Origin of the sequence: Longicatena sp. 210702-DFI.1.196 (assembly GCF_020563125.1) — a bacterium.
In the GTDB taxonomy this organism is placed as follows: Bacteria; Bacillota_I; Bacilli_A; order Erysipelotrichales; family Erysipelotrichaceae; genus Longicatena; species Longicatena caecimuris.
Genome location: NZ_JAJCPX010000006.1, coordinates 1 through 21,078, shown reverse-complemented (window position 1 = coordinate 21,078; position 21,078 = coordinate 1). Strand labels below are relative to the sequence as shown.

The 21,078-nt window shown below is 38.8% G+C and carries 21 protein-coding genes; 5 read left to right on the top strand and 16 right to left on the bottom strand.

From position 1 onward, the window contains the following. Positions 1-67: 67 nt before the first annotated feature. The 8 genes from glpK to LI241_RS04205 form a co-directional block, all read right to left on the bottom strand. Positions 68-1,549, bottom strand: a complete 1,482-nt coding sequence (gene glpK, locus LI241_RS04240) for a glycerol kinase GlpK (RefSeq protein WP_008688895.1) — start codon at positions 1,547-1,549, stop codon at positions 68-70. A gap of 94 nt (positions 1,550-1,643) precedes the next feature. Continuing rightward, the gene (locus tag LI241_RS04235) at positions 1,644-4,235 is read right to left on the bottom strand and encodes an ABC transporter permease (protein ID WP_008688896.1); all 2,592 of its coding nucleotides are present in this window, start codon (positions 4,233-4,235) and stop codon (positions 1,644-1,646) included. Next, on the bottom strand, positions 4,232-4,915 hold the full coding sequence (locus LI241_RS04230) for an ABC transporter ATP-binding protein (RefSeq protein WP_008688897.1): 684 nt from the start codon (positions 4,913-4,915) through the stop codon (positions 4,232-4,234). Before LI241_RS04230 ends, LI241_RS04235 begins: the two co-directional genes overlap by 4 nt. A gap of 90 nt (positions 4,916-5,005) precedes the next feature. Then, positions 5,006-6,004 carry a sensor histidine kinase KdpD gene (locus LI241_RS04225; protein ID WP_008688898.1) on the bottom strand — a complete coding sequence of 333 codons (999 nt, stop codon included), beginning with the start codon at positions 6,002-6,004 and terminating at the stop codon, positions 5,006-5,008. Beyond that, positions 6,001-6,678, bottom strand: coding sequence for a response regulator transcription factor (locus LI241_RS04220; RefSeq protein ID WP_008688900.1), 678 nt, complete (start codon positions 6,676-6,678; stop codon positions 6,001-6,003). The genes LI241_RS04225 and LI241_RS04220 overlap by 4 nt, the downstream gene beginning before the upstream one ends. 127 nt (positions 6,679-6,805) lie before the next feature. Continuing rightward, complete coding sequence (locus LI241_RS04215; protein WP_227151028.1) at positions 6,806-8,197, bottom strand: MATE family efflux transporter; 1,392 nt, start codon at positions 8,195-8,197, stop codon at positions 6,806-6,808. Between the two features lie 164 nt (positions 8,198-8,361). Then, positions 8,362-9,033, bottom strand: coding sequence for an MgtC/SapB family protein (locus tag LI241_RS04210; protein ID WP_008688903.1), 672 nt, complete (start codon positions 9,031-9,033; stop codon positions 8,362-8,364). A gap of 280 nt (positions 9,034-9,313) precedes the next feature. Further along, the gene (locus tag LI241_RS04205) at positions 9,314-10,681 is read right to left on the bottom strand and encodes a PLP-dependent aminotransferase family protein (RefSeq protein WP_008688905.1); all 1,368 of its coding nucleotides are present in this window, start codon (positions 10,679-10,681) and stop codon (positions 9,314-9,316) included. 119 nt (positions 10,682-10,800) lie between these two features. Here LI241_RS04205 and LI241_RS04200 point away from each other — a divergent pair, with 119 nt between their 5' ends. Both LI241_RS04200 and LI241_RS04195 read left to right on the top strand, forming a co-directional pair. After that, the gene (locus tag LI241_RS04200; RefSeq protein ID WP_008688908.1) at positions 10,801-11,316 is read left to right on the top strand and encodes an ECF transporter S component; all 516 of its coding nucleotides are present in this window, start codon (positions 10,801-10,803) and stop codon (positions 11,314-11,316) included. Next, positions 11,316-11,816, top strand: coding sequence for an ECF transporter S component (locus LI241_RS04195; protein ID WP_008688909.1), 501 nt, complete (start codon positions 11,316-11,318; stop codon positions 11,814-11,816). The genes LI241_RS04200 and LI241_RS04195 overlap by 1 nt, the downstream gene beginning before the upstream one ends. Before the next feature lie 72 nt (positions 11,817-11,888). Here the strand turns inward: LI241_RS04195 and LI241_RS04190 are convergent, their stop codons facing one another. The 8 genes from LI241_RS04190 to LI241_RS04155 form a co-directional block, all read right to left on the bottom strand. Continuing rightward, positions 11,889-12,464, bottom strand: coding sequence for a DNA-3-methyladenine glycosylase I (locus LI241_RS04190; RefSeq protein WP_008688910.1), 576 nt, complete (start codon positions 12,462-12,464; stop codon positions 11,889-11,891). Positions 12,465-12,633: 169 nt separating this feature from the next. Further along, positions 12,634-12,942 (bottom strand): (Fe-S)-binding protein, encoded by a 309-nt coding sequence (locus LI241_RS04185; protein WP_008688911.1) that lies wholly within the window; start codon positions 12,940-12,942, stop codon positions 12,634-12,636. A 15-nt stretch (positions 12,943-12,957) separates the two neighbouring features. After that, a complete protein-coding gene (locus LI241_RS04180; protein ID WP_008978987.1) occupies positions 12,958-13,122 on the bottom strand; it encodes a hypothetical protein in 165 nt (54 codons plus the stop codon). A 3-nt stretch (positions 13,123-13,125) separates the two neighbouring features. Then, complete coding sequence (locus LI241_RS04175; protein WP_008688912.1) at positions 13,126-13,707, bottom strand: electron transport complex protein RnfA; 582 nt, start codon at positions 13,705-13,707, stop codon at positions 13,126-13,128. Positions 13,708-13,710: 3 nt separating this feature from the next. Next, entirely contained in the window at positions 13,711-14,370 is a 660-nt protein-coding gene (gene rsxE / locus LI241_RS04170; RefSeq protein WP_008688913.1) for an electron transport complex subunit RsxE, read from the bottom strand. A 14-nt stretch (positions 14,371-14,384) separates the two neighbouring features. After that, positions 14,385-14,903, bottom strand: coding sequence for an FMN-binding protein (locus LI241_RS04165; protein WP_008688914.1), 519 nt, complete (start codon positions 14,901-14,903; stop codon positions 14,385-14,387). 11 nt (positions 14,904-14,914) lie between these two features. Next, entirely contained in the window at positions 14,915-16,423 is a 1,509-nt protein-coding gene (locus LI241_RS04160) for an RnfABCDGE type electron transport complex subunit D (protein WP_008688915.1), read from the bottom strand. Between the two features lie 13 nt (positions 16,424-16,436). Then, a complete protein-coding gene (locus LI241_RS04155; RefSeq protein WP_008688916.1) occupies positions 16,437-17,729 on the bottom strand; it encodes an RnfABCDGE type electron transport complex subunit C in 1,293 nt (430 codons plus the stop codon). A gap of 345 nt (positions 17,730-18,074) precedes the next feature. On the opposite strand from LI241_RS04155, the gene LI241_RS04150 reads away from it, so the two are divergent. The 3 genes from LI241_RS04150 (at position 18,075) to LI241_RS04140 (ending at position 21,019) form a co-directional block, all read left to right on the top strand. Beyond that, positions 18,075-18,368 (top strand): hypothetical protein, encoded by a 294-nt coding sequence (locus LI241_RS04150; protein WP_008688917.1) that lies wholly within the window; start codon positions 18,075-18,077, stop codon positions 18,366-18,368. A 516-nt stretch (positions 18,369-18,884) separates the two neighbouring features. Next, the gene (locus LI241_RS04145) at positions 18,885-20,006 is read left to right on the top strand and encodes an FAD:protein FMN transferase (protein ID WP_008688920.1); all 1,122 of its coding nucleotides are present in this window, start codon (positions 18,885-18,887) and stop codon (positions 20,004-20,006) included. 128 nt (positions 20,007-20,134) lie between these two features. Further along, on the top strand, positions 20,135-21,019 hold the full coding sequence (locus LI241_RS04140) for a fructose bisphosphate aldolase (protein ID WP_008688921.1): 885 nt from the start codon (positions 20,135-20,137) through the stop codon (positions 21,017-21,019). The last annotated feature ends 59 nt before the right edge of the window (positions 21,020-21,078 follow it).

The following is a 21,078-nucleotide window of genomic DNA, read 5'->3' as shown; positions in this document are numbered from 1 at the left end:
TACCATTTTCTTGTATGTCGTGATGACCCTGTGATTTTATCTTTTGCAAATTGCTTGCCGCAGTTATTTAAAACTCCATAATCGCATGGATTGCTCGCTTCCAGCCGTTTAAATGAGCAATGCGGTTTTCTTCCTCCATCATCGGTTCAAAAATGCTGGCAACTTGAAATTGCTTACGGATATCATCCTGATGTTTCCAAACACCGACGGCTAAACCTGCCAGATAAGCCGCTCCTAATGCGGTCGTTTCACTGATGGTTGAACGAATTACTTGCGTATTTAGAATATCACTTTGAAATTGTAAGAGGAAATCATTACGACTAGCACCGCCATCTACCTGCATCTTTTTAATGGCTAAACCACTGTCCTCTTGCATAGCAAATACGACATCACTGGTTTGATAAGCTAAAGATTCTATGGTAGCACGTATGATATGCTCTTGCTTTGTGCCTCTGGTTAATCCTAAGATGCCCCCTTTTACCTGTGGCTTCCAATAAGGCGCACCTAACCCGGTAAAGGAAGGCACTACATAAACACCATCACAATCATTTACTTGCTTGGCTCTGCTTTCACTTTCACTGCTGCTGGAAATGATAGCCAAACCATCTCTTAGCCACTGAATAGCAGCTCCGGCCACAAACACGCTACCTTCTAAAACATAAGCGGTTTGCCCCCTAATACGCCAGCCTACACATGTTAACAGGCCATGTTGAGAGTGGATAATTTTCTCCTTCGTATTCATAAGCAGGAAACATCCGGTACCATACGTATTCTTAACATTACCCGCATCAAAACAAGTCTGACCAAATAAAGCTGCCTGCTGATCGCCAACCAAAGCCGCAATCGGAATCGGATGATCAAATAATCCACTGGTATAGCCATAGACTTCACTGGTATCATGAATTTCCGGTAACATGCATCTTGGAATGTTCCACAGTTTTAACAATTCTTCATCATAATCCAAAGTTTTTAAATTCATTAACATCGTTCGTGATGCATTCGACACATCACTCATATGCTTTGCCCCTTGGCTCAGTTTCCACAACAACCATGTATCCATCGTCCCAAACAGCAGTTCACCACGTTCTGCCCTTTCCTGAGCCCCCGCAACATGATCTAAGATAAAACGAATCTTACTGGCAGAAAAATACGGATCTAACAATAATCCCGTCTTTTCCTTGATCATTTCTTCTAAGCCTTGGGCTTTGAATGCTTCACAATAAGAATCGCTTTGCCGAGATTGCCATACAATGGCAAAATAGATGGGCTGTCCGCTTTCCTTATCCCAGACAACAGTTGTTTCTCTTTGATTTGTGATACCGATTGCCGCAATTTGTGTATCTTTGATACCTGTTTTTGCCAATACCTCAAACATGACCCCTACTGTACTTGCCCAAATATCATTTGCATTCTGTTCTACCCAACCAGGATGAGGATAGTAATTTTCCAATTCCTTTTGAGCAATTCCGATGATATTGCTTTGCTGATCAAAAAGGATGGCTCTAGTACTGGTTGTTCCTTGATCAATTGCCATAACATAATTTTGCATAACCTTGCCTCCTGCATCGTTACTCTTATTATACCATTGCCGCTACCCGTTTTCCATTCCTGAAAAAAACGGTCTTCCTCAACCGTTTTTTACCTTAGATACTTTCCTGTCGTATCGTTTCGATGATATTTTCCTGCTCACTTCTTTTAATAGAGAAGAACATGATTAAGATCAATAATAGGAACAACACGAAAATCGTGATACCAATTCCCAACCATGGAATATAGAGCTTATTTTCAAAACTTAAAGAAAAAGTTTTTGATAAGATTACCATGATCAAAAAGGCGATAGGAAGTCCATACAAACATGTCTTGAAACCATAAAAGATACTTTCATAACCAATCATACGATGAAACTGTTTTTTTGTCATGCCGATGGATTTCAACATTGCGAATTCTCTTCTTCTTAACTGCATGCTAGTAGCTATCGTGTTGATGATATTGGTAATAGAAACTAAAATCAATAAACCGACAAAGCTATAAAGAAATAAGGAGATTACTAAGCTTAAACTTTTTGTTTTTTCATTATCTTTGGCAACATTATTTACATACATATTCATTGACTGCTGCTTGCTAAGTTCATCCTGTAATTCATTTGGATGCATGCTGCGATAGTAGATCATACAGGTAGCATGCGCATTTCCACCTTTTTTATCAAGCGTACTTGCTAAGGCATTCACAGCATCAAAGGATGTTATCAGATAGCTTGTTGGATTATTATAAGCTGCCTCAAGAAAGTCTGGCGTTAGCTGCGTCACTTTTTCAATATACACGGCATGTTTTAAGACCGGTGTTGGCAAAACGTCTGGTATATCATCTCCATCTTCATAGGCTTTATAAGGATCCTCTTTCTTATCAAATTCCGCTGATAAGTGACTGCCTTTTGCAACCTTTAGCCAATCGATATGCTTTGTTTTATAAGCATCTTTTACTGGAGCATTTACTAAGATCATCCCCTGATGCTGCTTCAGTTTTTCTATATCGACCCCTACTTGTTTACAATAGGCTTTTAATTCTTCATCCTGTAAACCATAGATATCAAGGAATGATAGACTGCTCTCGTGAAAGTTGGTATTGACATCTATATTTTTTTCATAGTTTTGTAATTGTTCTTTTCCCGCCTTACTTAGGTAGCGACTATCGTTTAATTTCAAAAAACTTTCTAAGGTCAATGTCGCATGATCTGCATAACGCACTTGTTTATACGCAGACAACTTTGCTTCCTCATAAGGTTTATAAGGCAATTGGTCATCGGTGTTGTTATAGATGTTTAAGGTAACATCTGCATTGGTACGTATGCTCATCAAGATAGTCGTCTGCACAAGTCCCATCAAGGTGATGGCACTAAGAAATAAAACCATACAAATGATAAACGATAACAACGTTGCACGATAACGGAAAGGATTGCGCTTCATGTTTTTCATTGCAAGAGTACCTTCAAAGCCAAACAATCTTTGTGTGATACGGCTTACTTTAACATCCTTTTTACGTATGCGTACATCACTATTCTGACGTATTGCCGTAACTGCCGAAATACGGGAAGCTCTCCTTGCCGGTAACCAGGATGAAAAAAGCAATAGTACAATGGTAAACATAACGATTAGTAACAGAATCTGCCAGTTCACCACAACTTTTAAATCCAGATCAGAAGAACTGGATGAACGTATGAGGCCGTCAAACAAATGAAAGGCAATAGCATCCCCGCCGATTCCTAAGCATAAACCAATCGGTAAGGCAATACATCCGATGACGAAAGCCTCAAAGCGTACTGAGCGTTTTTTCTGTTTTCGCGTCGCTCCAACGCTGGATAACATACCTAAATATCTGGTTCTCTCACTTAATGATATGGCAAATGCATTATAAATCAGAGAGCCTCCGCCTAATAAGATCAAAGTGGCCATGATACTGCCTGCAATCAACATCGTTTTCATAAACTCTGAATCGGTAATTTCATAAAACTGCAGCAGGTCATGATTGGTATTGCTACCATATTCTGTATGCAGTTGGCTTTGAATGCGTGCTATTTTATCCTCTTTATGCCGCAAAGAGTCCAAGCAGAGATAGGCGGATAAGTTATTCTTATGCAAAGCTTCTTGTTGTGTATCATAGGCCACAATGGTGTTCATATAGCCTACATCATCCCACCAGCTTTTGATTACACCGCTAATGCGATAGTCTTGTTGCTGTTTGGTTTGCCAATGCTGCTTTGGATAATCGCCAATGCGTAAAGTAATAGGATCACCAATCGCTTTCTCATATTTTTTAAGAAATTGCTCACTGACTAAAATTTCATGTGCATTGCTAGGATAGCTTCCTTGAATCAATGCATTGCCTTTTAACGCTAAGTCTTTTTCTTTTACACCATTTATCTGAATGGTAGTCTGCATTTCTGCATTGTCATCCTTTGTTCCATATCGTGCTTTATCCGCATAGGTAATGGCAACTTGTGCAACATCTTGATTTGCTTGCAGCCTTTGAACATCCGATGAAGATATCTCATTAAAGCTATAATGATAAAAGCCATTGCGTGCGATTACACCTTCGATCATGGCACTGCGATATGAAGTCATCATGGTCGCAATTGCGGATAGCATCGCGATACAAAGCACAACTCCGAAGATGGTAATTCTAGTTCTTCTGCGATTGCGCCGCATGCTTTCCAAAGTGACGCGATATTCTACCTTCATCGCCGTATCACCTCGTCTTTGACAATCTTACCATCCTCTATTTGCAAGATGCGATCTGCCTGCAGGGCAATACTTTCATCATGCGTAATCATGATCAGCGTCTGTTTTTGTTCTAGATGCAGCTGTTTTAATAACCCGACAATTTCTTCGCTGTTCTTACGATCGAGATTTCCTGTTGGCTCATCCGCTAAAACGACAGCCGGTGATGCCATGATGGCACGGCAGATAGATACGCGCTGCTGCTGTCCTCCTGATAATTGATTGGGCAAATAATTTAAACGATCCTGCAAACCGAGTTGCTGTACCAATTTCTGAAAGTAATCTTCATTTACTTTTCGCTGATCCAACAACAAAGGCAAAGTAATATTTTCTTTCACATTCAATACCGGAATCAGGTTATAAAACTGATAGATAAGGCCAATCTGACGACGTCGAAAAATAGCCAATCCATCTTCATCCATCTGATACATCGCATTACCATCTAAGATTACCTGACCACTTGTCGGACGATCCACACCGCCAAGAATATGCAGCAGCGTAGACTTACCTGAGCCACTTGGGCCAACAATTGCCACAAATTCTCCTTTTTCTACCGTAAAAGAAACATCATCCAATGCCTTTACCTGCGTTTCTTTCGCCCCATAAATTTTACTTACATGCTCTACCTTTAACAATTCCATATGTATTTCCTCCTACGCTTAAGTATAAGCGAAAGAAATGACAGCTTCATGACAATATGTCTTACAATTCTGTCATGAAACTGCCTGCTTTTATTTATAAAAGCGAATCAAAAACCGTGTGCCTTTTCCTACTTCACTTTCTGCTTCAATCGTCGCATGATTATGCATAAGAATAGCTTTAGCTAAAGATAAGCCTATGCCCACACTGTCTTGACCGGCATTTTCCCCTTTATAAAATCGTTCAAAGATATGCGCTAAATCACATGTAGCAATGCCACAGCCATCATCCTCGATCACAAGGAAGGTATAAAGAGGTGTATTCTTGCAGCTGATGCAGATATGACCGTTTTCAGAAGTATGCTCCATACAATTTTTCACGATATTTACAATGGCTTCCTTAATCCAATTGCGATCAACAGTAAAATGAATATCCGTTGCGCACTGTATCGTACAAGTGATGTTTTTTAGCTCCATGCCTATTAAAAGTGGTTCTATGCTTTCTTCAAGCAACGTATGGGCAACAACATCAACTGGTTCAAAGATAATCGCATTCGCATCAATCTTTGAAAGCTTAAGTAAGGTCGCAATCAGCCATTCGATTCGCTGCAGTTGATGCTGCATCTGTTGCTGGAACTGTTTACGCTTAATCAATGGCAGATCTTCTTGTGCTAATAAATCGTTCATGACGATCATTGAGGTTAAAGGTGTCTTTAGCTGATGCGAAATATTACTTAAGGTATCCGCCAGAAATGTCTTATCTTTCTCTAGCAATTCCTTTTGTTGTTTCAAGATACTGGTAATCTTATAAATATCACTTTTTAATATGCTAAGCTCTCCTTCTTCATAATCGCGTATATCCAACAGCTCATTGCCTTCATATACTGCCTGCAGATATGTGGATAATGCTGTGATATGTGCATAGCGCTGTTTTTGATACCATAAGAAAATAGCTAGAAAACCACCGGCTTGGAAAAACAAGAGAAGCAAGATTGGAATGTTCCAAAGTAAGCTTAAAACATACAATAATAAGCTGTATAAAACACAGCTCAACACGCTTCTTCGTATTTCTTTATTGCGTAATAGTTTCATGATCCTTTCTCCATCCGATACCCGCGTCCTCTGATTGTTTTAATAATTTCCGGTTCTGCGGCATCTTTTTCCAACTTTTCACGTAAACGTTTGATATATACACTCAACGTATTATCATTCACAAAATCACCGGCGACATCCCATATGCCTTCCAATAGCTGACTACGCGATAAGACTTGTCCCTGATGATTAACAAACACCATCAATAAGCGATATTCCAACGCTGTTAAGAATACTTCACTGCCTTTACGATATACTTTCCCTTCTCTGATGTGGATTTCCAGATGCTGTATCTGCACAATGTCTAAAGCATCCTTTTGATAACGGCGTAAAACTGACTTTATGCGGCTTAACAATTCTTTGATGCGAAATGGCTTTGTGACATAATCATCCCCGCCAAGATCTAAGCCCATCACAACATTGACTTCATCATCTAAAGCAGTTAAGAAAATAACAGGTACATCATGTAGATGCTTGGCTTGTTTACATATGGTATAACCATCGCCATCCGGCAAACTGACATCCAGTAGCAATAGGTCAAATACTTGTGTTTCCAGCAAACCCAAGGCGGCTTTTTGAGAAACGCAATGTATGACCTCATAGCCTTCTTTTTCTAAAGAATATACTAGACCTAAGGCAATTGCCTGATCATCTTCAACAAATAAAATTTTCATAAGACACCCTGCTTTCTACTTGATGGTAGGACACTGATAACATAACGGTCTTTCATTTCTTCTATTATACAAAAAAAAGCATCCTTTCGTCTATGTGAAACAAAAGGATGACGAAACTGTCACAATCTTATGCCGCTTCCCAATTGCGAGAAAGAATCGGATCCGTTTTGCGAATACGCAGATAGAGCAAGTAGGCCACGATAGCTGCTATAGTTTCGGCAAGAATGAAACATACCCAAATACCATATAAACCAAACCAATTCGCAAAAAGGAAAGCTAATGGCAAGGTGATGATCAATTGACGCAATAAGAAGATAATCAATGATTGTAAGCCTAATCCCATAGCCTGAAACAAGGTTGGTAAAATAAAACCGAAGGTTGCCGGTATAAAACTGATACCGATGATACGTAAGGCAGGAACACCGATATTCATCATTTCCGCATTGGCATCAAACAAACCTAATAGTTGGGTTGGGAAGATTTCAAAGAGCAGACAGCCGCATAGCATGATGATTCCGGTCACTGAAATAGCATATTTCAACGCTTCATGCAGACGTTGATGATACCCTGCTCCATAATTGTACCCCATCAATGGCATAGCCCCTTGCGTTAAGCCACTTGCCGGCATGAATACAAAGGTTTGCAGCTTGAAATAAATACCAAACACAGCAACAGCAGCATTAGAGAAACCAATCAATATCGTATTTAATCCCATCACCAAAAAGCTATTCAATGCATTCATGCACGCGTTTGGAACACCTACAGCCAAGATCTTTTTGATACAATCCATATGGAAATGGAAATGCTTCACATCGACTTTGACATCATGTTCTCTGCTTAATAACACAAAAAATGACATTGCCATAGAAGTAATCTGGGCAATGACGGTAGCAATCGCTGCCCCTTGAACGCCCAATGCCGGAAAACCAAACCAGCCAAAGATCATAATTGGGTCTAAAATGATATTGATAATAGCCCCAATTGCCTGAATCACCATAGGAAAGATCATCTTTCCGGTAGATTGAAATACCTTTTCAATACAAATATGGAAGAAACAGCCAAAACAAAAGAAGACACAAATATATGTATATGCACAGGCTTCCTCATATATTAAGGCATCGCTTGTAAACATCTTAAAAAAGGCCGGTATACCAAAAATACCCAATAGGATAAATAACAACGATCCTACCAATGCCAGTAACAAGCCATGCAGCACAGCGCTGTTTGCCTCATCCTGTTTCTTTTCTCCCAACTTTCTGGCAATATATGAATTTACACCGACACCAATACCTACTGCACAGGCAATGATAAGGGTCTGGATAGGAAAGGCTAAAGATACCGCTGTAAGGGCATGCTCACCGATTTGCGCCACAAACATACTATCCACAATGTTATATAAAGCTTGGATCAGCATGCTGAGCATGGGTGGAAAGGCCATGGACATCAATAATGGAAATACGGGACGTATGCCCATTTTATTAGTTTCTTGTACTTGCATATAAAACACCTGCTTTCTCATAAAAAAGCCTCCATATGACTGATTTAGTTACATGAAATCAGTGAAAAATGGAGGCTGTTAAAACCTATGAACTTGTTTGTATGTGATGATTCTCATCACAACCTTGCTTATTTTACTATACTCTTTGCAAAATGGCAAGATTTATTTCAAATGAACGCTAGGAATCATACATCCAGTTCTTTGATATAGCTGATTTCCTGAAACAGCTTCATCAAGACATCCGCATCATAATTTTTAGGATAATTTACCACAAAATCTACATGATAACAATCATCCTTCTCCTCGACCTTAGCATTCAATATTTCCATATGCAGTTGTTGCAAACGCTTCTGCAAGTCTTCAATATTTTTTTTATCCTTTTCAATCACAAAACATACATCATCTTTATAAGTCTCACGCAGCCATTTATGATTGGAATGCAACGTAATTTGAATTAACAAGATTACAAAAGCGGTTAGGATTCCCAATAGATATAAGCCACTTCCAATCGCCATACCGATAGCACTGATTGCCCATATGCCAGCTGCAGTCGTAAGTCCGGAAATGGTATTTTTACGCATAAAAATCATCCCGGCACCTAAAAAGCCTACCCCGGTGACAATTTGTGCCGCGATACGCGATGGATCTAAAGCAACGCCTTCTTTTCCTAACAGATCGCCAAAGCCATACTTCGATACAATCATAATCAAAGCGGCTCCCATGGCGACGATCATATGTGTACGAATGCCTGCTTCTTTATTACGGCTTTTGCGTTCATAGCCAATCATCGCCCCACATACACCGGCTAATAAAATACGTAGTAGAAATTCGCCTTGTTGCCATAAAAATGCCTGCATAGAAATACCTCCTTTTCCTTATCTTATCACTATATTATACACCTATTTCCATAGAAAAAGGAACGCTTGTTGTTATAAATTTGCATACACGTGAGTTAATTTATGATAGATGCATTCAGTTGTCAATAATAAACTTATGATTGTATCCATACCGTTATCTTACAACGTTACACATTCATTTATTATATCTAGTTCCACCGCTGTTTCGTAAACCTTCCTTGTTTATTTGGCATTTACTTCTTCAATCCCCCCCTATTTTACGATATGCATGTAATCAAATCTATATCGCATTCTCATGCAAAAGCTGACGCAATCGATAGATCCCCTCATCCATATCTTTTTCCGCAATAGCCGCAAAGGAAATCACAAGTTCTTGACAGGAATTTATATTAAAAGCTATCCCTTTTTTTTCACCCTCGACAAGAATTTCTGCATAGTTCAACTCATAAGGAAAGCGTAGCACATATTGTAAGGAAGCTTCTTCTAATATACAACTAGCCTCTGGTAAATAGGTATGCAGTAAGTCAAACATATGCTGACTTTTCTTTTCATACCTTTTTTTTAATCGTCTGATATGGCGTTCCAAATGACCATCCGTGATATAACGTGCCAATGCCAATTGTTCAATTTTACTGGACGTCGGCGCATAATTGTCTTTTCTGCTAATATAACGCTGTTTGATATCTTGTGTCATAACCAGATAACTGATACGTAACGATGGCAAAAGCAAACGTGAAAACGAGCCGATATAAAATATACGCTCTCCCATATCAAAACCTTGCATTGCACTTGTTACCTTGGTTGCGTAACGTAATTCTCCATTATGATCATCCTCAATGATGAATGCGTTTGCCTGTTTTGCCCAGCGCAATAGCTCCTCCTTATTCTTTTTAGATAACGGCTGATGATTTTTTCCCAATGACCCCGCATTTATATACAATACCTGTACATGATGCTTACGCAATTCAGCAATGGAGATCCCATCTTCCTCCAAGGATAAATACACAATTGGAAAACCATAGCTTTTAAATACTTCTTCAGCCTGGGAAAAGCCACTCTTCTCCATACCGACGATCATCTGTTTATCAAGCAAGCCACATAACAAAAATAATAAAGATTGAAAACTGGCACCGATCAAGATAGCATCCACATCACATAAGACACCTCGCATAGAATATGCATATTTTTGTAAAGCTTCGCGCAGTGAAACTTCGCCTTGGGCATCACCATATGTCGTAATCACCTGATGCAGTTCCAAAACTTCTTTCAGATATTTTTTCCATAAAGTCATATCAAAAGCATCATGATCCATGCTTTGACTACGAAAGTCATACCGTATACGATAGGTGGGATTCCTTTGAACATTTTGTAATAAAGATAATCGCATACGCACATGTTCTTCATCTACATCCACATAATATCCAGCTTGCGGTCTGGAACTGATATAGCCTTCATCTAATAATAATTGATAAGCTCGCTCAACACTTGTTTTCGATACTTTAAACAATTGCTCACAGCTACGTATGCTAGGCAAACGATCTCCCTTTTTCAGATAACCCTGCATAATATCCTTTCGCAATTTCAAATAGATTTGTTTATATAAAGCCATTCCTTTTTGTCGTTCAAATGTGCTTGTTTGCATTTCCATATATATCACCCATTTTAGTATAACATGAACTGACCTTTATTTTTTATGTATTTTTGTCTATTTTTATCATGACAGATTTTTGTTAGAATACTGACAAGTAAGAAAGAGGGGTATATTATATGAACAAAAAAACATTAACAACGCAGCAAATTGTATTATATGCATTAGGTATGGCCATCGTCTTTGTTTCCACGATGTTTATTAAGATACCTAATGGGATTGATGGTTATTTTAATTTAGGTGATGGATTCATCTTGTTATTTTCTAGTATTGTCTCACCGCTTGGCGGCTTTTTGATCGGTGGATTAGGCAGTGCTTTAGCAGATGTTGCAGGTGGGTATGCATATTATTTCATTCCTACTTTATTAATCAAAGGATTGGAAGGCTGTATGGTTGCTTACTTGTTCCAAAAGTATGGTAACAAAATAAAATGGATTGCTTATTTCCTTGGATGTATGATCATGGTTATTGGTTATTTTTTCGCAAAATGGTATTTAAAAGGAAGTATGATTATCGCTTTGAGTGGCATAGCCGAAAATATTTTACAGAGTGGTGTCGGTTACGTGATTGCCATCGTTGCCTTACCACTGATACAGCGCCAATTCTATCGCCAACGGAAATTAAAGAAAGCGTAATGATCATGGATAATAAGAAAGTAAAAGAACTGGTATTGGCGGCATTAGGCATCGCTTTGGTCTTTCTGGCTACCTATTTGATAAAAGTTCCGAATGGTATTCAGGGATATTTCAATCTTGGAGATGGTTTTATCTTATTATTTTCATCCTTATTAAATCCTTTTTATGCCTTTCTTATAGGTGGTATTGGAAGTGGTTTGGCGGATATTGCCGGAGGTTATGGTATTTATTTCATTCCCACACTTTTTATCAAAGGAATAGAGGCTGTACTGGTATCCCTGTTGCTTCACAAGGTCACAAAACCACTCTTACGCTATGGTATATATGCATTGGCCGGCGTATGGATGGTCATAGGCTATTTTATGGCAGATGCTTTTATAAATGATAGTTGGCAATTATCACTCACCGGTGTGCCTAGCAATATCATACAGGCTATCGTTGGCATTGTCATCGTTATGGTTACCTTACCACTATTAAAATCCTATCAGATAAATACCTAACTAAAAGAGATGTTCTTATGGAATGATCTATCCCTGTCTACTTGACAAGGGGCAAATCAAAGAACATCTTTTTTAGTTATTGCTATCATCCACATGTAAGAAACATCCTTTGTGATGATCATGAACAACACCGACAGCCTGCAAATACGAATAGATGATCGTGCTGCCGACAAACTTCATCCCACGCTTCTTCAAATCCTTAGAAATGCTATCAGATAAAGGAGTTGTGACCGGCATTTCTTTATCTTGCAAGTATTGTACCTGATGATTGGTAAATCCCCATAAATACTCTGAAAACGTACCATATTCTTTCTGTATCGCTAAAAACACCTTAGCATTTTGAATTGCTGCACAAATCTTGCGACGATTTCTCACAATGCCTTTATTCTGCATCAATTCTGTTATTTTATCTTCATCATAAGCAGCTATGCAAGCTACATCAAAATAATTAAAAGCTTTTCTAAAATGTTCGCGTTTTTTTAGAATCGTAAGCCACGATAATCCTGCCTGAAACCCTTCCAATATCAGCATTTCAAATAATTTTTGATCCTCATAAACGGGAACGCCCCATTCGTTATCATGATAGTTTTGATAGATAGCTTCTGCATTTTCTGCCCACGTACAACGATGAATGGTTTCCTTATCCAATCTGCATCACCTTTCTTTCTCTCATTTTATCAAAAGTCATAAAGAAGGGAAAGCTCTTTTTAATCTTTATAACAGCCTCATAAAACCACATGTTTTAAATACTATCATGCACCATTGCTGTCTAAAAAAGATAACCTATCTGTTAAGATAGATTATCTCATTGTTACCTTTATGGTTTCACCTTGACACAATTGCCGTCAGGTCCTGGTGTTGTGTTTAAGTATTCTGCAATGGCTGCCTTCTGATCAGCTTTACATGGTTTACATGTACCAACCACAGTAATTTCACCATTTACCAAAGCCTCGGCAAGACCACTACATCCAGCATAACCGCAACTTCCACAGTTGTAGTTAGGCAACATGCTGCTGACCTTTTCTACGCGCTCATCTACTTCAACACTCAAAAATCTATCTGCGATTCCAAGTCCCAAACCAAGAATTGCACCAAGTACCAACATCATTAAAACAGCTGTTAACATGGTTATTCCCCTTTCCTATTTATCATGCGCAGGGTTGTTGCAGCAGGCTACATCATGGCAGCCTTCACACTCTGCTTTTAAGTTTTCACAGCCTTTAGGAAGCGGTGTTTTATGATTCAAATAGAAAACTAATGCATAAATACCTCCTAAAATAGCTAAGTAAATAACTGCGCTCGCCATATGCTATACCAGACCCATCAAGCCACTGAAAGCCAAAGCCATAATGGCAGCTACAATCAGGGCAATTGGGTTACCTTTCCAGGAAAGCGGTGTATCACAGGCATCCAGACGTTCACGAATGGTAGAGAAAATATACAATACCAATGTAAAGCCTAAAGGAATGGCAATGGAATACGTCAGCATTTCAGCGAAGTTATATCCATTGGTAATATTATTTAAGGTAACATTCAATACGACACAGTTTGTCGTAATCAAAGGCAGATAGACACCTAATGCCTTGTATAAGGAAGGACTCGTCTTCTTAATGATCATTTCAACCAACTGTACTAAAGCTGCGATAACCAGAATGAAGGTAATCAAATCCATATACTGTAAACCACATTTATCTAATACGCCGTAATATAACGCATACGTAACCAAGGAAGCCGCGACGATAACGAAAGTAACGGCAGCCCCCATACCAATAGCTGAACTGCTTTTTTTGGATACCCCCATGAATGGGCACATACCTAAAAACTGATTCAGCACAACGTTGTTAATCAAAACAAACGTTACGAACATGACGAATAAATTACTCCAATCCATAAATTATTTCGCCTCCTTTTCCAGTTTTTTAGCTTTGTTCTCTTTATGTGCCTTATAAGCTGCCAATCCAGCCGCCAAGCAGGCAAATGTACAGAAAGCCCCAAATGGCTGAGAGAACATGGAAATGGCAAAATCATCTGGGATGATACGCAGAGTGAAGATATTCTGCGCCGCATTAAATGGGTTATCAAAAGAAATCACACCTGTAGCTAAAATCTGACGAATGGCAGACATGATGATGATAGAAACCGTATAGCCAAGTCCCATACCTAAACCATCTAACGCAGAATCTAATACCTTATTCTTGCTGGCAAATGCCTCAGCACGACCTAAGATAATACAGTTTACAACGATCAGTGGAATAAATACTCCAAGTGCGGTATCCAGACTTGGTGCATATGCTTTAATCAGCATCTGAATAACTTTAACTAAAGTCGCGATGATAACGATATACACTGGGATACGAATTTCTGATGGTGTAATGTTACGAATCAAGGAAATAATGACATTGGACATGATCAATACGGCAATAACAGCTACTCCCATACCAATGGCATTGTTCAACGTTGTCGTAATAGCTAATGTAGAGCATAAACCTAAATACAATGAGAAAACAGGATTTTCACGGATGAAACCTGCTGTAAAATTTTCTTTACGATTCATTCTTCATCCACCTCCTATTTCAAATGGTCAGCCTGATATTTGGCTGCTTCCTTAATACCTTCAATGACCGGTTTACTTGAAACGGTTGCACCGGTAATGGTATCTTCATCAATTTCGCTGCCAAGAGCATCAGCACCCTGCAGTTTTTCACGGAATGGTTTTTCTGTAACCTTGCTTCCCAGTCCCTGGGTATCGCCGTTTGATATAGCCACATAATCAACAACCTTACCATCCTTATCTAACGCGACAAGGAAGGAAGTACCATCTTTATAACCGGTAACCTTCATTTTGAAGATATATCCTTTTCCTTCTACTTTAAAGACTTTCTGAATCGTCTTAGAAACATTTTCTTTTTCAACAACGAACGCACTGTCAGGAACATCATCATAGATAACCTTTAAGGTATCGCGTTCTGCTTTCAGTTCATTTTCCGCGATGACTGGAACTGTCATAGAGTTGGCAAATCCTAAAGCTCCTCCGGCTAATGCAGCAATCAGAGCTAGGAATACCGTAAGATGTAAAATTTTCTTCATACGATTACCTCCTAGTAGCCCAGAGCCTTACGCACTTCTTCAACTGCACGGACAGTTGATTTTGATGAGAACGTAGCTCCTGTAACTGCATCATTAACTTCTACTTCTATATTGTCACTTAATTTCTGCTCTTTAAATTGTGATAAGAATGCTTCATTTAAAATCTTATCACCGACATATTCCGTATCAACTACCTCTGTAGGTGTCACAGATACGATCGTATGATCTTTGGTGTTTACCACAATATCAAATTTATTAAATTTTGATGCATCTTCGGTAGACGCATATCCCTGTGCTTCCACCTTATAAGTCGCAGTGCCATCACCATTGTCTTTGGTAGCCGTAATCTTAGCTTCAAATTTATTCACATCTTTATCTTCAGTTTTTAAGAATACCTTAGGTGCCGGTTCTTTCGCCTCAATGACATTTCCAGCTAATAAGACGCTTCCTAAACCAACCACGCCAACAACACCGCTGATGATCCATGCCTTTTTACGTAAAGCCAATTGCTTGCCTTCCAGACTCTTTTCGATCATTGGTGTTAACATGTTCATTAATAAGATAGAATATAAACATCCTTCTGGTAAATTCGCCTTAATACGAATTAATACCGTAAAGATTGCAGCACCTAACGCAAAGATACAACGTCCCTGCGCACTGGTTGGTGAAGTAACCGGATCCGTCAACATGAAGATAGCCCCAAAGACGACACCACCAGTTAACACATGTACTAACGGATACCAAATGAAACCAGGCAATCCTTCATAACTACCTACCCCACGCAATAATGCGACGCAAGCAGTCAAGAGGAAGATACTTCCCAGATATACCACAGGTACACGCCAGTCGATCACTTTACGAATTGCCAAAATGACACCAACTAATAAAATAACCAATGCACTTGTTTCACCGATGGCCCCAGGATACCAACCGGTAAATAATTTACCTAAGCCACCGACTTCACTCATCATTTCCTGAATCATCTCAGGATTAACAACAAGCCAGTTATAATTGGTCGCAATTAATGTCGTTGGTGTTGCACCTGTTACAACATCCGTGGTCGCTCCCATAAAAGTCGCAAACACGATAGCTCTACCAAAAGCTGCCGGATTAAAAATATTGTTACCGAAGCCGCCGAATAACAGCTTGCCAAAGAAAATGGCAATAAATGTCGAAACTCCTAAGGCATATGGACGAATACTGATCGGACACATCAATGTCAAAATGATCGCGGTAATCCATCCAAAAGAAGAACCTAAGAATTGCTTGATATAAGCAAAATCAAACTTAGCATCTTTCTTGGTAAAGAATGCAAAGGCAATCTCTGTTACTAAGGCTACCACTAAGGAAACAACCATTAGTTTCACTGCCTGTAAAGCATATTCCATACCATAAACACTGTTATAATAAACTAGGGAAAAGCCGAAGACAACCAGCAGTCCCAGCATCAACTCTAACATGATCTGTTTGGTACTCTGACTCTGACGTAAGTTAGGCGATGCGTTAAACGTAAATTTCATCTCTTTACCCTCCTTACTTCTTCGCCATCATAAGCTGGCGTTTTGCTTTCCGTACGTTTTCTGTTACATCCAAGCGAGATGGACAGATGAAGGTACATAAACCGCATTCGATACAATCCATCGCACATAGTTTTTCCATGGCATTTTTATCCTTTGTCTTAACCGCTTGGGCAATACGCACTGGCTGTAAACCTGCCGGGCAATGATCACTACACTTTCCACAACGCAAACATGCCACACTGTCATATGGTTTATTTGCCAAAATCGTAATAGCGTTCATATTGCGATCGATCACAAACTTATCATTAACGATCGTTTTTCCCATCATTGGACCACCAGCAATCAGTTTCACATCATCACATGTATAACCACCGCAAGCTTCAACAATTTCATTCACTGGAACACCAACCGGTACGGTTACATTCTGTGGATGTTTGATAGCATTACCAGACACTGTCAATGTCTTTGTGATAATGGCTTCCCCATGCAACAAGGCATTACCGAAAGCAATTGCGGTTGTGGCATTGTTGACGATAGCGCCAACTTCACCAGGCAATTTTTCATATTCCTTATGCATAATTTCACGCACTAACACGCGTTCCCAGCCCATAGGATATACATCTGGAACAGCAACAACACTCACACCATCCAAACCTTTTACAGCTTCCTCACAAAAAGAAATCAAATCCGGATGTGTTTTCTTAATGGCAATTACGGCTTCCTTTGCCATCGCCATTTTCTTCATTGCCAGAATTCCTGTCACCAGTTCTTCTTTGTGCGCCTGTATCATCTTATAATCTGCTGTAATGAATGGCTCACATTCCACAGCATTAATGATCAGTTTTTCAACATCCTTCGCAAATTTGTATTTGATGTAAGCAGGGAATCCTGCCCCACCAAGTCCAATAATACCAGCATTCATCATGAAATCGATTAAAGCTGTACGATCCGCTGTTTCATAATCCAACGGTTCAAAGGACTGTTCTTTTTTGTACTCTCCATCATTTTCAATCACCAGATGATTCACCGGTTTTAATGAAGAATGCATACGTTTCTCAATACCCTTCATAGTACCGGAAACACTTGAATAAATAGGAACAACATTACGTTCATTGCATACAGCAAGCTTTGTACCTACTAAGACTTTATCGCCTTCCTGTACAAGCATTTCCAGATTGGTGCTGGCACCGGACAGCATGGGAATGTATACACAATTTCCAGCCTTAATTTCCAGAATGTCAACATGCTCTGTCAACTCTTTGTGACCCTGTATGTGCTGACGCATTGGACCTTTAAACAATGACATCATCGTCACCTAACCTTTCTTTAAGCCTTTCCTAATTTTCTATGTAAATTCAGATAATTCATCTAAATCACATACCGAGATTATTATAACATTTTCAAATAGGTACATAAAGAAATTTTTCGTTTTTTTCATCGGATTCCTGATGTTTCCAGCTGATGGAATATAGTGTGAATTCCTTCCTCTGGTTATGGCAGTACATTTATAAGATCACCACCCATGTATTAATTAAAAGCAATCTTAGAAAACGCTTCTTATCATTTCGTTCTTTTTATCTCCTATAAAAGTATTGCCTGTTTGTTTATTTCGTTTTACAATTATCTTATATTATGAAAGAGGATGACGTTTATGAAACTGCAAAACGTATTTCAAGATACGATCGTATTAGGCTTTGTTGTACCTTTGGCAATTACCCCCTTAGGCTTGATTTACTTGAATGATCATGGTGTGTGGAATATCACCATCAATTGGAAAAACAGCAATTGTGTCAATAAAACGATCACAGCCGCTCAATTGTTAGAGCTCTTCCAACAGCATGCATCTTGTTATGCAAATCAAAAAGAACATTTTGAAGAAAAGCGACAACAGATGATGGAGAAAATAAAAATGCTCGACGCTTCTACCGTCATTGAATTCGCATAACGCCAAAAAAGCAAGGCATCATTAAATAACAGAGAGTATGAAAATCATCCATACAATTTCGGATGATTTTCATACTTTTTTATTATTTATTCATTTCGCAGTTATCTTAGAATTTCGTTTTTATGATTTTTACACAACACCTACTGTCATAACAAAAGAAACGCTTTTCCTGTCCTTTGCATACGTTATTCTTTTCTTAAATTCCTTCATCTTATCTTAAAAATCCAATATCTTGGGCCTTGGTACACATGTTCATTTCATAAAACATTTCCTTTCATCAAATGATTCCTCAAATAATCAAAACATCTCTAATAATTAGCTAATCCCCGCATCTTCTGACGTCATCGCGGCATACGCATTTCCTCATTTGCAATGAGTCCATCTTCTGTTTTGAAATGAAGCGATATTATACACATTTTTATCCCTAATGGCTTATTTTAAGGATGCTAACAAAGGAAGCTTGCTTTTAGTGGATAATACCAAATGATAATGGTATAATAACTCTCGGTGATAAGAATGAGAAAAATCCAATTATGCTTATGCTGCCTGTTAACAATCCTGATCAGTAATGGATGCAGCAGTAAAAAAGATACTGTAACACTAGAAAAATATTCCATGACTTCTACAAGCTTAGGCTTTGATACGGTAGTCATGTTTACAGCCTATGCAAAAGATGAACATACGTATAAACAATATGAGCAGATTCTTCAAGATGAATTCAAACGCTATGATAAGCTATTTGATAAATATCATAATTATGATGGCATTAACAATATTAAGACAATCAATGATCATGCCGGTGACAAGCCGATCAAGGTAGACGAACCTATTATGGAGCTGTTAAAACAATCAAAAGAATACGATGCCCTTAGCAATCATCAGTTTTCCGTTACGATGGGAGCTGTCTTAGATTTATGGCACGATGCGCGCGAAGCCGCTGAAAAAAATCCAAAAAACGCAACCATCCCTTCTAAGAAAGCCTTGCAACAGGCAAACACCTATACGGGATGGGAACATGTTGAACTGGATGAAAAAGCAAGCACAGTCTATATTAACAATTCACATACACAGCTTGATGTTGGCGCAATTGCAAAAGGATATGCTGTTGAAAAAGTAGCACAAAAGCTAGAAAAAGCCGGTTTAAAGCATGCCATCATCAATGGCGGTGGCAATGTTCGCTTAATTGGCGCAAAACCAGATGGAAGTGCCTGGAATGTTGGCCTGCAAATCCCCAATTATGATACTTTATCGAGCGATTCTTTAGCATCTATTTCCATTAATGAATCTTCATCTTTTGTGACTAGCGGTGATTATCAACGCTATTATACATACAAAGGACAAATCATGCATCATATTATTGACCCTAGTACGCTTATGCCTGCAAAACATTGCCGCAGTGTAACTGTTATCACCAAGGATGGTGGTATTGCCGACATGTTATCGACGACCCTATATACGGTATCTCATGCAGAAGGCGAAAAAATTTTGGCAAAGATTCGTAAAGAAAAAGGCATTTCTGTTGAAGCCATTTGGGTTTATGACGATACCATTGCCCCTGAAGATGATACAGCAACCTTATCTTCTCATGGATATCAGCTAGTAATGAGTGAAGGTGCTGAAAAGATGTTGAAAAAATAGCATGCGTTCAATTTATCATACAAATGGAAAAGTGACTATTTGATACATTCCTTTTTATTTGCGGAAAACGTGGTACAATAATAGTATAAAGAAAACGTTTAAAAAAACGTTTGAAGGAGGTGTGAATGATGAAAGATGAAAGAGTCATTCAAATGCATTCACACAAAGGGTTTATCGCTGCACTTGATCAAAGCGGCGGAAGTACACCAAAAGCCCTTCGTTTATATGGCGTCGATGCATCACAATACCACAGTGATGAAGAAATGTTTAATTGTATTCACGCTATGCGTACACGTATCATGACTTCTCCAGCTTTTACGAATGCTCATATCTTAGCTGCCATCCTTTTTGAAAATACGATGGATCGTCAAATTGAAGGGAAGTATACGGCAGATTATTTATGGGAAGAAAAGCATATCTTGCCAATCCTTAAGGTTGATAAAGGATTGCAAACAGAAAGTGATGGCGTTCAACTAATGAAGCCAATTCCTAATTTAGAAGAATTACTGCAACGGGCAAAACAACGTCATATCTTCGGCACTAAGATGCGAAGTGTCATCCATCACGCGAATGCAGATGGTATTCAAAGAATCGTTGAACAGCAATTCGCCTTAGGCAAACAAATTGCCGCACATGGTTTTATCCCTATTTTAGAACCGGAAGTTGATATTTATAGCGAAGATAAGGCAGCCTGTGAAAAACGTTTAAAAGAAGAGATTAAAAAGCAATTGTTAACTTTGGATAATGAACAAATCATGTTTAAATTAACATTGCCAAGTCAAGATGATTTCTATAAAGATTTATTAACGGATACGCATATTGTGCGAATTGTGGCCTTATCCGGTGGTTACAGCCGTGAACAAGCGAATGCATTATTGGCAAAAAATCATGGTATCATAGCAAGCTTTTCCAGAGCCTTAACACAAGGTCTGCAGATTACCCAAACCCAAGAAGCGTTTGACGCTTTATTAAAAGCTTCCATTGTTTCCATTTATGAGGCAAGTATAACTTAGATTTAAAATCGAGTAGGGTGAAATAAATCACCCTCTCACACCACCGTACGTACGGTTCC